Here is a 13,496-nt window from a genome sequence, read left to right as displayed (position 1 = left end):
GACCGCTCGGTAAGGGCGGGCCACGAAAAAAGGGGGCGCTCACGGCGCCCCCCTTCTTCGTCGAACCTCGGCCGAGCCGATTCTAGAAGTAGGACTTCAGCGTGCCGCGGCGCCGCACGTCGAGGGTGGCGCAGTGGAACGAGCCGCCGAACGGGCCGTAGGACAGGAACGGCGCCGGGATCGGATCGAAGCCCCAGTCCTTCAGGGCCTTGATCAGGGTCGGCTGGCTCGCGTCGACGACGATCTTCTTCTCGTCGAGCGCCAGGACGTTGATCGAGGTCCAGGGCGAACACATCGAGATCTTGCTCATGAAGCCCTCGACGGGATCGGGGCGCGGCGCGATCAGCACGTCCCACTTCTTCAGGACGGCCGGCAGCTTCTCGACGTCGATGTAGTCCGGGTTGACCAGCACCTTGCCGGGGGCCAGCGGCATGAACGACGAATCGATGTGCATCGGCTGCGGGCAGCGGCTCTCGATCTCGTGGATGCGGAAGCCCGGGCCCAGGTGGCGGCGCAGCCACTCGATGCCCATCAGGTTGGTGACGTTCGAGCGGGTGACGAACAGGTCACGGCCGCAGCGCACGAAGTCGGCCGCGTCGAAGACCGGCTCGAACTCGTTGACGGTGAACTGCATCGGCTCGCCGGCCTTCAGGTTCGGCACCCGGTAGTCGTAGTTGTAGAGTTCGTCGGTCAGCTGCGGACGCGGCGCGGAGGTCCAGCGGGCCCCGGCGCGAAAATATTCCTTGAACAGCGAGCGGTAGGCGTCCCCCTCGAAATAGCGCGAGCGCCAGCACATCGGGCTCTCGATGATCTCGTCGCCGATGACGAGGTACGGGTCGCGCGGACAGGCCACGCAGAAGCCCCTGGAGGACCAGCGCGGGGCCTTGTACTTGCGCGAGAAGTCCGTCGCGTCGGGGCGGCAGATCTTCACGCCCTCGCCCGCCAGGATCGAGATGAAGTTGTCGAGCTCCTTCTGGGCGAGCTTCTTCATGAACTTCGGATAGCGGAAGCCGGAGGCGAACCGGTAGAACGGCTGAGCGGCGCGCGGCAGGTTGAAGATCACCGTCAGGTGGTGTGTCGGAATGGTCGCACCGTCGAGACTTCCGACGATGACCTCCTCCAACGGGTCCCATTCGTTCCAGGCCATGACAGGCGAATGCGGAGCCGGAACGCGGCCCGTGCCGGCAGCGGCGCTCGCATAGCCCTCGGTGTGCGCGTCGTCGTGCACAGCCTCGGCAGCTGTGATGTGTGATTCGCGGTCCATCGAAATTCGTTTCCCTGCCTGCCCCGACGGCCGTTTCACGGGCCTTCCGCCCTGTGCCGCTTTGGTTCTGACTGTGTCTCCGGGGTGATAGACAACGGTTCCCAAAGCTGCAACTTCCGAAGACATTCACCGTTTCCGGCGGTTTTTTGCGGTCGGAAACGCGGCGGATTTCCGAAATCGGAAGCCCCGCGCTGCTGGCCGAAAGGGGACCATGAAGCGTCTGACGACATTGGCCCTGATCGCCGGTCTGTGCACGGTCGTGGGCCTGTTCCTGTCCTCCGGGCTCGAAGATGTGGCCGCTGCCGTGGTGAGTGCCGGCTGGGGCGCGCTCATCGTCGTGGCCGCCCGCGCGTTCGCGGTGGCCTGGGCCGGCCTCGGCTGGTTCGTGATCTTCCCCAAGGATGCACGTCCGACGCTCGGGAGCAGCGTCACGCTGCGCTTCGTGCGCGAGGGTATCAACACGCTGCTCCCCGTCGCCCAGGTCGGCGGCGATTTCGTCGCGGCGCGGCTGCTGACCAAGCGCGGCGTGCCCGGCGGCATCGCGGGCGCCAGCATGTTCGTCGACCTGATGACCCAGGCGGTGACGCAGTTCCTGTTCACGGTCGCGGGCGTCGCCCTGCTGATCCACCTCGCGGGCGACGGTCCCATCGTGCGCACCGTCGCGGGCGGTCTCGCCCTGGCCGCTCCGGCGCTCGGCGCCTTTTACCTGATCCAGCGCCGCAGCGGCCACAAGGTCATCCAGGCCCTGGTCGGACGCTTCGCGGGCTCCCGCGAATGGCAGGCGCTCGGCGCCATCGACGTGCTCTATGCCAGTCTCAAGCGCCTCTACGGCAATCGCGCCCGTGTCGCGGGCGGCATGGGCATCCACCTCGTCGGCTGGCTGATCGGCACGATCGAGGTCTACGTCGCCCTGCATTTCATGGGCTACCCCGTCAGCATCGTCGAGGCGGTGGTGATCGAGAGCCTGGCTCAGGCGGTTCGCGGGGCCGCCTTCGCGGTGCCGGGAGCCCTGGGCGCCCAGGAGGGCGGCCTCATCGCCCTGTGCGCCATCTTCGGCATTCCGGCCGAGGCGGCCCTCGCCCTGTCGCTCGTCAAGCGCCTGGCGGACCTCCTCGTCGGCGTCCCCGGCCTGTTCGCCTGGCACGCCCTGGAGGGCAGCCCGACCTCGGATGCGAACGTGGACGAGGCCGGCTCAAGGACCGAAACCGGCCTGCGCCGCGACACGCTCGTTCCCGTGCCGGCCTACGGCCTCGCCAATGATTTCGCCCCCGCGCGCGCGACGCGGGCCGACACCGACCTGGGAGAACTCAAGAAGTGCGCCTGAACCGGGAAGCGTCGCGTCTGAAGCACTTCGTTCGGGCCGCCCTGGTGGCGGGCCTGATCCAGGCCGCCCCGATGGCTTGGGCGGCAGACGATCCGGCTGCCGGCACGATCGCTCGAGTCTATGCGAGCTTCGAAAGCGCCCTGAAGGAGAGCCCGAAGGACGTCGCGGCCCGCGCCGCCACCATCAGCGGCCCCGTGCGCGAGAGCTTCGACTTCGCCGCGATGGTGCGCCTCGCCGTCGGGGCGAAGTGGAAGTCGTTCACCCCGGAGCAGCAGGCCACCCTCACCGACGCTTTCGGTCGCTACTTCACCGCCACCTACGCGACGCGCCTTGCGCAGGCTGCCGGCGGCAAGTTCACGGTGAAGCCGCAGAGCGATGCGCGCGGGCCCAACCGGGTGGTGCAGACCGAGGTCGCCAACAAGGACGGCGATACCTCGCAGATCGATTTTCTCCTCGGCCCCGACAACCGGGTCCAGGACGTCTACCTCAACGGCAACGTTAGCGAAGTCGCCAGCCTGCGCGGCAGCTTCGCCGAGCCGCTGAAGGCCGGCGGCGCGGACGCCCTCCTGACATTCATGCGCGATCGCACCACCGGCATGCTCGCCGCCAAACCAGCGCCTTAGAGTTCGGCAAGAGAGCCGGGACTTTCTTCCTTCCTCGTCCCCAAAGCCTCCACCCAAGACGATTCGCGCCGCTCGATCCGCGGCACTCTCACGAGACCCGTGACCGAGCGATGCCCACCATGGACCTGACCTGGCTCCCGCACATTCTGCCGCTGATCGCTCTGGTTGGCTGCCTTTACGGTCTGACGGCGGCCGCTCTGATCGGACGTTTCGCGGGCGGGGCGGCACCAGTCCTTGGCGCCGACGTCCCCTCGGTGACGATCCTCAAACCGCTCTGCGGCCTTGAGCCGAACCTCTACGAAAACCTCGAGACCTTCTGCCAGCAGGCCTATTCGGGGCCGATCCAGATCGTGTTCGGCGTTCAGAACGCCGCCGATCCGGCCGCCGCCGTGGTTCACCGCCTCCAGGCCGCCTATCCGTCCTTGCGCCTCGATCTCGTGATCGACGCCCGCCAGCACGGCTCGAACCGGAAGGTCTCGAACCTGATCAACATGTCGACCCGAATCGCCCACGACGTGGTCGTGCTCGCCGACAGCGACATGGTGGTGAAGCCGGATTATCTTGGCCGTGTCGTCGCCGAGCTCGGTCGGCCCGGCGTCGCCGGCGTCACCTGCCTCTATCACGGCGTACCGGCGAACCGGGGCATCTGGGCACACCTCTCCGCGCTCGCCATCGACGTGCAGTTCCTGCCCAACGTCGTGATGGGCACCTCGCTGGGCCTCGCCAACCCGTGCTTCGGCTCGACCATCGCCTTCACGGCAAAGGCACTTGCCGAGATCGGTGGCTTCGAGGCGTTCCGGAACGACCTGGCGGACGACTACGCCATCGGCGAAGCCCTGCGCGCCCAGGGCGGAATCATGGCAATTCCGAATTTCACCATCGGCCACACCTGCGTCGACACGGACCTCGCCAGCCTGTGGCGGCACGAGCTGCGCTGGAACCGCACCATCCGCAACGTCGATCCCGGCGGCTACGCCGGCTCCTTCGTCACCCACGCCTTCCCACTCGCACTGATCGGCGCCATGATCCCGGGCGCCGGCACCACGGCCCTGGCGGCGGCGGCCTTCGCGCTCACCTGCCGCATCGTCCTGTGCGTGCGCCTGGAGCGCGCCTTCGGCCTCGCCCCGCATCCCTACTGGCTGTTGCCGATTCGCGACATCCTCTCCTTCATGAACTTCGCCTGGAGCTTCGTCTCGGGGGCGGTGACATGGAAGGGCCATGATTATCGCGTGGTTGCGGATGGTACCTTGATCCCCGAGACGAGGCTCGGCCGCGATGCTGGTGCATCGCCGCTCTGACCTTCGCCCGACCTCGATTCACCTGTTCCCTGATCTCGCTGAGGCCTTGAACCCCATGCGCACCCTCTTCCTGCAGGCTCCCACCTTCGACGGCTTCGATGGCGGTGCCGGTTCCCGCTACCAGGCCAAGCGCGAGATCAAGTCGTTCTGGTACCCGACCTGGCTGGCCCAGCCGGCCGCCCTCGTGCCGAACTCGAAGCTGATCGATGCGCCGCCGCACAACATCAAGCTCAACGAGATCGTCGCTCAGGCGAACGATTTCGACCTCGTGGTGCTCCACACCTCGGTGCCGTCGTTCAAGTCGGACGTGAAGACCGTCGAGGCGCTCAAGGCCGCCAACCCGAAGCTCATCGCGGGCCTCATCGGCGCGAAGGTGGCGGTGGATGCCGCCGGCGCCATGGCGCAGGCCCCCTGCATCGATTTCTGCGCCCGCAACGAGTTCGACTTTACCGTCAAGGAAGTCGCCGACGGCACGCCGATGTCCGAGATCAAGGGTCTGTCCTACCGGGATGCCAATGGCGTCGTGGTCCATAACGAGGACCGCGAGATCATGACGGATATGGACCAGCTGCCGTTCGTCACCTCCGTCTACAAGCGCGACCTCGAGATGGAGAAGTACTTCATCGGGTACCTCAAGCACCCCTACATCTCGTTCTATTCGGGCCGTGGCTGCAAGTCGCGCTGCACCTTCTGCCTCTGGCCGCAGACGGTGGGCGGGCACACCTACCGCACCCGCTCGGTCGCGCACGTGATCGAGGAGATCAAGTACTGCCTGAAGGAGTTCCCCCAGACGAAGGAGTTCTTCTTCGACGACGACACCTTCACGGACAACCTGCCGCGTGCCGAGGAGATCGCCCGCGAACTCGGCAAGCTCGGCGTAACCTGGTCCTGCAACGCCAAGGCGAACGTGCCCCGCGAGACCCTGAAGGTCCTCAAGGAGAACGGCCTGCGCCTACTGCTCGTCGGCTACGAGTCGGGCAACCAGAAGATCTTGAACAACATCAAGAAGGGCATGCGCGTCGAGGTGGCCGAGAAGTTCACCAAGGATTGCCACGAGCTCGGCATCGCCATCCACGGCACCTTCATCGTCGGCCTGCCCGGCGAGACCAAGGAGACGATCCAGGAGACGATCGCCTTCGCCAAGCGGATCAACCCCCACACGATCCAGGTCTCGCTCGCGGCACCCTATCCCGGCACCTTCCTCTACAAGCAGGCCGTCGAGAACGGCTGGCTCGACGTGGAGAACGCCGAGCTGGTGGACGAGAACGGCGTTCAGATCGCGCCGCTGCACTATCCCCACCTGTCGCACACCGAGATCTTCGCGGCGGTGGAGGAGTTCTACAAGAAGTTCTACTTCCGGGCCCCGAAGATCGCCTCCATCGTCTCCGAGATGGTGCGCTCGCCCGACATGATGAAGCGCCGCCTGCGCGAGGGCGTGGAGTTCTACCGCTTCCTCAAGGAGCGCCAGACCAGCGCCGCCGCTTAAGCCGCGCGCGAGAATCGATCGGGGGCGGCCGGGCTGAAAAGCCCGGCCGTTTTCCGTCGTGGACCTGCCGGGCGCGGGGCCGATGTTCCTATCCCACGCGAGGCCGCGGCCTCGCGCCACCCGGAGTCTCCCGTGAAGCGGTTGGTCGTGACGGCCGATGATTTCGGCCTCAGTCTCGAGGTCAACGAAGCGGTGGAGCAGGCCCATCGCGAGGGCATCCTCACCGCCGCGAGCCTGATGGTGTCCGCGCCCGCGGCCGCCGACGCGGTGGCGCGGGCGCGGCGCCTACCGTCCCTGCGGGTCGGCCTTCACTTGGTGATGGTAGAGGCTTGGCCGACGCTGCCGCCGTCCGCGTTGCCCGATCTCGTCGAAGCGGACGGCCTCATCCGCAGCGACATGGGCCGGCTCGGCCTCGATCTCGCCCTGAAGGCTTCGGCGCGCCGGCAACTCGCCGCCGAGATCGAGGCGCAGTTCCAGGCTTACCGGACGACTGGATTGCCGCTCGACCACGTCAACGCCCACAAGCATTTCCACGTGCATCCGCTCATCGCCGGCCTGGTTCTGGCCGCCGGAAAGCGCCACGGCATGCGGGCGCTGCGCGTGCCGCGCGAGACGCGCGCCGTCCTGCGGGCGGCGGAGCCGGGCGCCGACCCAAAGGCCGCCCTCGACACTGCGCCCTGGGCCGCACTGCTGGCGGTACGAGCCCGGCAGGCGGGCCTGCTGATCCCCGACCGCACCCTCGGCCTCGCCTGGTCCGGCGCGATGACGCCGGCCCGGGTCGCGGGCCTTCTCAGGCACCTGCCGGACGGGCTCACCGAACTCTACACCCACCCGGCGACGGGTGGCGGCTTCCCCGGTGAAGCGCCCGGCTATGCCTATGCGGCCGAGCGCGACGCCCTCATCGCCCCCGAGACCCTGGCGGCCGCGTCCGGGCTGCGCCGTGGCGGCTTCTCGGACTTTCTGGCTTGAACGTACGATCCACCGGGAACGAAGAAGGGGCGCGGATCAGATCCGCGCCCCTTCTTCATTTCGCCTCGCTGTCGCGCGGCGCGCCTCACTTCACCGGCATCGCCTCGGCCTGACGGGGCTGGAGGGAAGGCGGCAGCGCGGCATCGCCCTCGGGGCGCTTCGGATCGGGCTGCTTCGGAGGCGGCCCGAGGAAGGCCGGCACCACGAAGAAGGCCGCGACCAGCGTGAAGAACAGCGACAGCGCCAACAGCTTGCCCATGCTGGCCGTGCCGGGATGACTCGACAGCACCAATGAACCGAAGGCCGTGCCGGTGGTGAGCGCCGAGAAAAAGATCGCCCGCGTCAGGCTGGAGGCCAGCATGTCGGTGACGCCGGCCCGCCAGGCGATGACGTAGTAAATGTGGAAGGCCACACCCACTGCCAGCATCAGCGGCATCGCGATGATGTTGGCGAAGTTCAGGGGCATCCCGACGATATGCAGGGCCATCAGGGTCCACAGGGTCGCCAGCACCAGGGGGCCGAGGGTCATGGCCACGTCCCACGGCTTCCGCAGAGCCACCGACAGGATGATGAAGATCAGGACCAGGGCGGTGATGGCCGCCTGCAGGAAGGCGCCCAGGATGGTGTAGCTCGACGAGGTCGTGGCGACGGGTGCGCCCGTAGCATGCGGCGCGACGCTCTGCACGTCCTTGGCGAAGCGGCGCAGGACCTGATTGTCGTTGGCGTCACCGCTCGGATGGATCTCGATTCGCGAACGCCCGTCGGCGGCGATCCACTCGGCCTTCAGCTTGGGCGGAAGGTTGTCGAGGGTGATCTTCTCAGGGTTCAGAAGCCCCGACAGACGCGTCAGCAGCGTCTTGAGATCCTTGGTCAGCGCGACGCTGGCCGCCTCGCGGGTCGCCACCGGGGCGGCGGCGAGCTTGTCGAGGTCGTCCGCCAGGGCCCCGGCGGCCTTGGCGCCGGGTGCGCTAGAACCCGTGGCAATGCCGCGCAGGGCGGTCGCCGCCTCCTTGATCGCCTTGACGTTGTCGGCGTCCGTCGGCGGCGGCGGCTTGCGAGCGGGGTTCAGCACCGGCCCGAGCAGCTGCGCCGTCTCCGCGATGGTGGCGAGCTTCTGGTCCTGATCCGGCGGCACGAAGGTGTTGATGTCGATGACCTTGGCGACCGACTTCAGCTTGCCGAGCTTCTCGGCCAGGGCCGGAACCGCCTCGGTCGAGGGGGCCAGCACATCGATCAGGTTCGGGCTGGTCTCGGGATCCTTGATCAGGTCGAGATAGGTCGAGATCGATTCCACCTTCGGGCTGCGCAGGTGCATCGGATTGGAATCGAAGGGCAGTTTGAAGAGCAGCGGAATGCCCGCGACCGTGATCAGCGCCACGCCGATCAGGATCGGCTTGCGGTTGCGGATGATCCAGGGATCGACACCTGCCAGCCAAGTCGTCTCCACGGCCTCGCGCTCGCCCTTCGGCCGGAACACCGCAATCAGGGCCGGCAGAAGGGTCAGGGAGAACAGGTAGGCGACGATCATGCCGACGCCAGCGATCAGGCCGAGCTCGGACACGCCGCGGAACGCGGTCGGCAGGAAGGCGAAGAACCCGGCGATGAGGGAGATTGCCGCCAGCGTCAGGGACCAGCCGACGCCGCGGGCCGCCGCGTTCATCGCGGAGGGCAGGTCGGGCTGCTCGAAGCGGTCGGCGCGGTAGCGAACGGCGAACTGGATCCCGAAATCGATACCGAGACCGACGAACAGGGCAGCGAAGGCCACCGAGATCGGGTTCAGCTCGCCGACCATCAGGAGACCGAGTCCGGCGGTCACGATGAGGCCCGCGAAGGTCGTGATCAGAACCGCGCCGATCAGCGGTGCCGAGCGCAGGGCCAGCCAGAGGAAGAGCACGATGGCGCCGACGGTGACGCTGTAGTTCAGGAGCGCGTCCTCCGAGAGGGTCGCGAACTCGTCGTCGGCCACGGCCACCGGGCCGGTCAGGCGCATGCGGGGGGCGGCCGCGATCTCGGGGCCCCCGAGGGTGTTGATCCTCAGCTCGGTGGCGATCTTGCGTACCAGCTCCGTCGCCTCAGCGCCGGGCTGCAAGGCGTTATAATCCAGGACGGGCTGGATCATGATGAACTTGCGCAGATCGGTGCTCTGGGTCTTCCCGTTCGACAGCAGCATCTGCCAGGACATGCGAGCCGGTTCGCCGGCCAGCACCTGGCGGATGGTTCCGTCGATCTGCGTCATCGGGCGCTCGAGATCCTCGAGCTTGGCGTCGCCGCTCTTGATGCCGCGCGCGCCCAGGCCGAGCACCCGCATGATGCCCCGCAAGGAGGGATCGGCGGCGAGCGGACCGAGAAGGCCCTGCTGCTGCACGAGCTGCTCGGTCGTCTTGGTCAGTTCCTCCTGGGACATCAGGAGGAAGCCGTTCTTCTCGTAGAACGCACCGCCATCCGGGCGGTAGACCGATTCGATCATGTCCTTGTGGCTGGCCAGGGCGCTGGCGAGGTTGGCCGCGGCCTCCTCGGCTTGCTCCGGCGTCTTGCCGTCGATGACCGCCACGAGGGTGCCGGTCCGCTGCGGGAAGGCCTTCTCGTAGTTGATCTCATCCTGGCGCCAGGGCACGTCCTTGTCGATCAGACGCTCGACGTCGGTGTTGATCTTGAAAAGGTGGGCCGCTGCGCCGGCGCTAGCCGCCGTGACGAGTGCGACGAGAGCTATGACCAGCCAGCGACGCTGGACGGAAAACGCGACGAGCCGTTCGATCACGAGTGTCTCACCTGCCTGAGCGATGCGACCTGCGTCGCCCCGGCGCCCCTCGCGGGGCGCGACGGCCCGGACGGCCGCGAGACGCAGATCGATCTGTCTAGTGCCGCCGGTTACCACCTGTCGGCGCGAATCCCGAATCCACCCTCGGCCGGAGCCTGTGGACCGTCGCATCCGACACGCAGTCTCGGCGAATCGCACGCAGGCCAAACGCGACCCGCCCAACTATCGATCCCCGTGCACGATTGCAACGCACACAGGCGCATTGGCCGGCCATTCCGCCGAGGGTGCGCTTTCGCACCGCAGCAGAGCGGCAAACTGTAGAAACAAACGGTCAAGCCTGTACCTCTGCGGCCAAGCTGCAGGTCGGGCATGCCCTGATCGTATAGGAAAAAGCGCCGCGTCCTGCGACTGGTTACCGAACGATCGGACGCGCGCCGGGCACGGCAAGACCCGGTCTGTGGCCGGATTGCCCCAGCGCTTCGCGAAGTTCGAAGAACCGGGCCAGATTCGGGCGTTTGAGATTGGTTCCAGCCTAGGTCGCTGGAATTTGAGCTTTTTTCACGTTAAACAGCCCGATACATCGGGGCCAACAACAAGGAGCCGCGTCTTGGGCATCCCTATCCGGTACGTCGCGAAGATCGGCGGCTACATCCTGAAGCAGCACCTGACCGGTCGCAAGCGCTACCCGCTCGTGATGATGATGGAGCCCCTGTTCCGCTGTAACCTGGCCTGCGCCGGCTGCGGAAAAATCGATTATCCGGATGAGATCCTGAACAAGCGGCTGCCGGTCGCCGACGCGCTGGAATCGGTCCGCGAGTGCGGTGCACCCGTCGTCGTGATCGCCGGTGGCGAACCGCTCCTGCACAAGGATCTGCCGCAGATCGTCGAGGGCATCATCGCCCAGAAGAAGTTCGCGATCGTCTGCACGAACGCGCTGCTCCTCGAGAAGAAGATCAAGGAGTATAAGCCGAGCCCGTACTTCACCTGGTCGATCCATCTCGATGGCGACAAGGAGATGCACGACCAGTCGGTGTGCCAGCGCGGCGTCTACGACAAGGCGGTTGCGGCGATCGCGAAGGCCAAGGAGATGGGCTTCCGCGTCACCATCAACTGCACGTTCTTCAACAACTCCTCCGCCGACAAGATCGCCGACTTCTTCGACAGCGTGACGAAGATGGGCATCGACGGCATCACCGTCTCGCCGGGCTACGCCTACGAGCGCGCCCCCGACCAGAAGCACTTCCTGAACCGGAAGGCGACCAAGGAGCTGTTCCGCGGCGTGTTCCGGCACGGCAAGGAGAAGGGTCGCGAGAAGTGGACCTTCCAGCAGTCGGGCCTGTTCCTCGACTTCCTGGCCGGCAACCAGACCTATCACTGCACCCCCTGGGGCAACCCGACTCGCACCGTGTTCGGCTGGCAGAAGCCCTGCTACCTCCTCGGCGAAGGTTACGCTGCGACCTTCAAGGAGCTGATGGAGGAGACCGATTGGGACTCCTACGGCACCGGCAACTACGAGAAGTGCGCCGACTGCATGGTTCACTCGGGCTACGAGGCCTCCTCGGTGGTCGATTCGGTGCGCAAGCCCTGGAAGCCCCTGGTCCATGCCCTGCGCGGCATCAAGACCGAGGGCGAGATGGCCCCCGAGGTCAGCCTGGAGAACCAGCGTCCTGCCGAGTTCGTGTTCTCGCGCAACGTCGCCCAGAAGCTGTCCGAGATCAAAGCCTCGGGCGTCGATACCAAGCGCGAGGCTCGCAACCGCACCGCCGCCTGATCCTCCGGATCGCGCCGGACTTATCCCTTACGGACGAAAGCCCCGTCTGCCCTGGCAGGCGGGGCTTTCGTGTTTGGCACCCGTCCGGTGGTGGCGAGCCGAAAGCCGCCTCCGCGATCAGAAGTTCGAGATGCCGCGCTTGCGCGATGGAACGCCGATGCCGCCGGCCTCAGCGCGAGCGCCGTTAGAGAAGCCTGATCCGTCCTGAGTTCCGGCTGCCTTGGGCAATTTGCCCACGCGCTCGATGCGCACGCCGGCATAGTCGCCCCGGCGCCAGGCCAGCCGCACGAGGCACAGGAAATCGCGCCCGATAATCCGCAGCATGAACACGTCCGGCAAGCTCTGCGAGCTTGGCACGCCGATCTTCGCGCCGGATTTGGAAACGTCCTTCACGGTGCAGGGAATTTCGGTGTTGTCCCGCAGGCGGATCGTGGCGATCCAATTCGTCGGGCTGCGCTCTTCGCGGCGCGCGATCGTCTGCCCAGGTGTCGACTGCTCCGTCTCCGCCGCCACCGTAGAATTCTCCGCAACTCGCAAGCGTCGACAATGTTTCGCAGAGAAATCCTTTACGGAGACATACCAAGACGGACGATGAAGTCTGCGACTCGACGGCGATCGCGGTGTGCCACCGTCCGGCTTACCCGAGGATGCTAGGTCTCTCACGAAAATGTTATGCAGAATTCTTTTGCTCCGCTCTGCTAGACGGATGATCGTTGGTTTCTATTGAAATAAAACGCCGTCTGAGCACTCATCTCAAAGTAGAATAGTGCGCACCTGTTTCGCGGCCAGGTCGATGAACCGACACCACCGAAGCCCAGTCGACATCAATGGGGGCGCGCCGTAGCGCTTCGGCAAGGCCCGCAGCGCCACGGTGCAGCGTCAAGTCTCACCACCTACCGCGCCGGAAAGTCGCTGCAAGCCTTGCCTTGTCCGAGCGAATCCTGATAAGGCAACCGCCTTTCCGCGATGCATCGACACATCGCCGAGGCCGCCGTCAGGTGCCTCGTTCCCGAGACCCTTTGGACAGGCGGCGGGCTCAAGACCCGGCCGACGTGAGACCGATGAAGATTCGCAACTCCCTCAAGTCCCTCCGTGGCCGTCACCGCGACAACCAGATCGTGCGTCGCAAGGGCCGCGTCTACGTCATCAACAAGACCCAGAAGCGCTTCAAGGCCCGCCAGGGCTGAGCGAGCGGCGTCTGCTGCGCGCCCTGAGGGGGGCGCGGCAAGCGTGCAGGTTGACGACGTCACGTGGGGCGAGGAAGCTCCCGGGATGCTGAGAGACCGCCCGAACCGATCGTATCTCAAAGCCGCGCTCGTCGCGGCTTTTTGCGTTGTCTTCGCCCCCGCATCCTTCGCCGAACCCGCGCCAGAGGGCCGGAAGACCGAGAAGAAGCAGCCCCTGAGCCTCGACGACCTGTTCGCCCGTCTGAAGGCGGCGGGAGACGACGCGGAGGCTAAAGGCATCGCGCGACTGATCGAGCAGCGGCTCGGGCGCTCGGGCAGCGCGACGGCCGATCTCCTGACCGAGCGCGCCCGGCAGGCCATGTCCAGTCAGGACCTGCCCCTCGCCGTGGAACTGATGGACCGGGCCACGACGCTGGAGCCCGGCTGGTCCGAGGGCTGGAACCGGCGGGCCACGGTGTTCTGGATGCTTTCCGATCCGGCCGCGGCCATTTCCGATCTCCAGCGCACCCTCGTGCTGGAGCCGCGCCACTACGAGGCCTGGGCGGCGCTCGGGCGCATCTATCAGACCATGGACGACAAGCGGCGCGCCCTGGAGGCCTTCCGGCGCGCCTCGGCGCTCTACCCGCGCATGGATCGCCTGCAATCGGCGATCGACCGGCTCGCCCCGGATATCGACGGTCGCGACCTGTAACCCGGATGCTCGGTCTGAAAATCGTTCTCTCGATCCTCGCCGGCGGGATCGTCCTCGGCCTGATCGCCGCAGGGGTGACGCTGCTCATCACCGCCCGGATCGAGGCGCGGATCGCCCGGCAGCGC

General features: G+C 66.6%; 11 protein-coding genes. 8 read left to right on the top strand and 3 right to left on the bottom strand.

What is annotated here, in order from left to right:
- Positions 1-82: 82 nt before the first annotated feature.
- The gene (locus tag MFF30_RS22135; RefSeq protein WP_238282195.1) at positions 83-1,264 is read right to left on the bottom strand and encodes an amidinotransferase; all 1,182 of its coding nucleotides are present in this window, start codon (positions 1,262-1,264) and stop codon (positions 83-85) included.
- A gap of 211 nt (positions 1,265-1,475) precedes the next feature.
- Between MFF30_RS22135 and MFF30_RS22130 the strand changes: the two genes are divergently transcribed.
- From MFF30_RS22130 to hpnK, 5 genes are all read left to right on the top strand, one after another.
- Positions 1,476-2,588, top strand: coding sequence for a flippase-like domain-containing protein (locus MFF30_RS22130; protein WP_238282194.1), 1,113 nt, complete (start codon positions 1,476-1,478; stop codon positions 2,586-2,588).
- Complete coding sequence (locus tag MFF30_RS22125; RefSeq protein WP_373320980.1) at positions 2,579-3,211, top strand: MlaC/ttg2D family ABC transporter substrate-binding protein; 633 nt, start codon at positions 2,579-2,581, stop codon at positions 3,209-3,211. The genes MFF30_RS22130 and MFF30_RS22125 overlap by 10 nt, the downstream gene beginning before the upstream one ends.
- 119 nt (positions 3,212-3,330) lie before the next feature.
- On the top strand, positions 3,331-4,509 hold the full coding sequence (hpnI, locus tag MFF30_RS22120) for a bacteriohopanetetrol glucosamine biosynthesis glycosyltransferase HpnI (RefSeq protein ID WP_238282197.1): 1,179 nt from the start codon (positions 3,331-3,333) through the stop codon (positions 4,507-4,509).
- Positions 4,510-4,564: 55 nt separating this feature from the next.
- A complete protein-coding gene (hpnJ, locus tag MFF30_RS22115; protein WP_238282193.1) occupies positions 4,565-5,995 on the top strand; it encodes a hopanoid biosynthesis associated radical SAM protein HpnJ in 1,431 nt (476 codons plus the stop codon).
- Between the two features lie 132 nt (positions 5,996-6,127).
- Positions 6,128-6,964, top strand: a complete 837-nt coding sequence (hpnK, locus tag MFF30_RS22110; RefSeq protein WP_238282192.1) for a hopanoid biosynthesis-associated protein HpnK — start codon at positions 6,128-6,130, stop codon at positions 6,962-6,964.
- Positions 6,965-7,049: 85 nt separating this feature from the next.
- On the opposite strand, the gene MFF30_RS22105 is transcribed toward hpnK, so the two are convergent.
- A complete protein-coding gene (locus MFF30_RS22105; protein WP_238282191.1) occupies positions 7,050-9,722 on the bottom strand; it encodes an MMPL family transporter in 2,673 nt (890 codons plus the stop codon).
- A 607-nt stretch (positions 9,723-10,329) separates the two neighbouring features.
- On the opposite strand from MFF30_RS22105, the gene hpnH reads away from it, so the two are divergent.
- Positions 10,330-11,493: an adenosyl-hopene transferase HpnH gene (gene hpnH, locus MFF30_RS22100; RefSeq protein WP_238282190.1), complete on the top strand. Its 1,164-nt coding sequence runs from the start codon at positions 10,330-10,332 to the stop codon at positions 11,491-11,493.
- 117 nt (positions 11,494-11,610) lie between these two features.
- On the opposite strand, the gene MFF30_RS22095 is transcribed toward hpnH, so the two are convergent.
- Positions 11,611-12,006, bottom strand: coding sequence for a PilZ domain-containing protein (locus MFF30_RS22095; protein WP_238282189.1), 396 nt, complete (start codon positions 12,004-12,006; stop codon positions 11,611-11,613).
- Between the two features lie 548 nt (positions 12,007-12,554).
- On the opposite strand from MFF30_RS22095, the gene ykgO reads away from it, so the two are divergent.
- Positions 12,555-12,680, top strand: coding sequence for a type B 50S ribosomal protein L36 (ykgO, locus tag MFF30_RS22090; RefSeq protein WP_056222898.1), 126 nt, complete (start codon positions 12,555-12,557; stop codon positions 12,678-12,680).
- Between the two features lie 85 nt (positions 12,681-12,765).
- Complete coding sequence (locus MFF30_RS22085) at positions 12,766-13,371, top strand: tetratricopeptide repeat protein (RefSeq protein ID WP_238282188.1); 606 nt, start codon at positions 12,766-12,768, stop codon at positions 13,369-13,371.
- Positions 13,372-13,496 lie beyond the last annotated feature (125 nt).

It is taken from the genome of Methylobacterium goesingense, from assembly GCF_022179225.1.
GTDB lineage: Bacteria > Pseudomonadota > Alphaproteobacteria > Rhizobiales > Beijerinckiaceae > Methylobacterium > Methylobacterium goesingense.
The sequence above is the reverse complement of the archived record's forward strand: the minus strand, read 5'-3'. Positions and strand labels throughout refer to the sequence as shown.

What these genes read in the sequence shown, in the direction of transcription:
- MFF30_RS22135 (WP_238282195.1), bottom strand. Translation starts at nt 1,264, where the DNA reads ATGGACCGCGAATCACACATCACAGCTGCCGAGGCTGTGCACGACGAC.
- MFF30_RS22130 (WP_238282194.1), top strand. Translation starts at nt 1,476, where the DNA reads ATGAAGCGTCTGACGACATTGGCCCTGATCGCCGGTCTGTGCACGGTC.
- hpnI (WP_238282197.1), top strand. Translation starts at nt 3,331, where the DNA reads ATGGACCTGACCTGGCTCCCGCACATTCTGCCGCTGATCGCTCTGGTT.
- hpnJ (WP_238282193.1), top strand. Translation starts at nt 4,565, where the DNA reads ATGCGCACCCTCTTCCTGCAGGCTCCCACCTTCGACGGCTTCGATGGC.
- ykgO (WP_056222898.1), top strand. Translation starts at nt 12,555, where the DNA reads ATGAAGATTCGCAACTCCCTCAAGTCCCTCCGTGGCCGTCACCGCGAC.
- MFF30_RS22085 (WP_238282188.1), top strand. Translation starts at nt 12,766, where the DNA reads ATGCTGAGAGACCGCCCGAACCGATCGTATCTCAAAGCCGCGCTCGTC.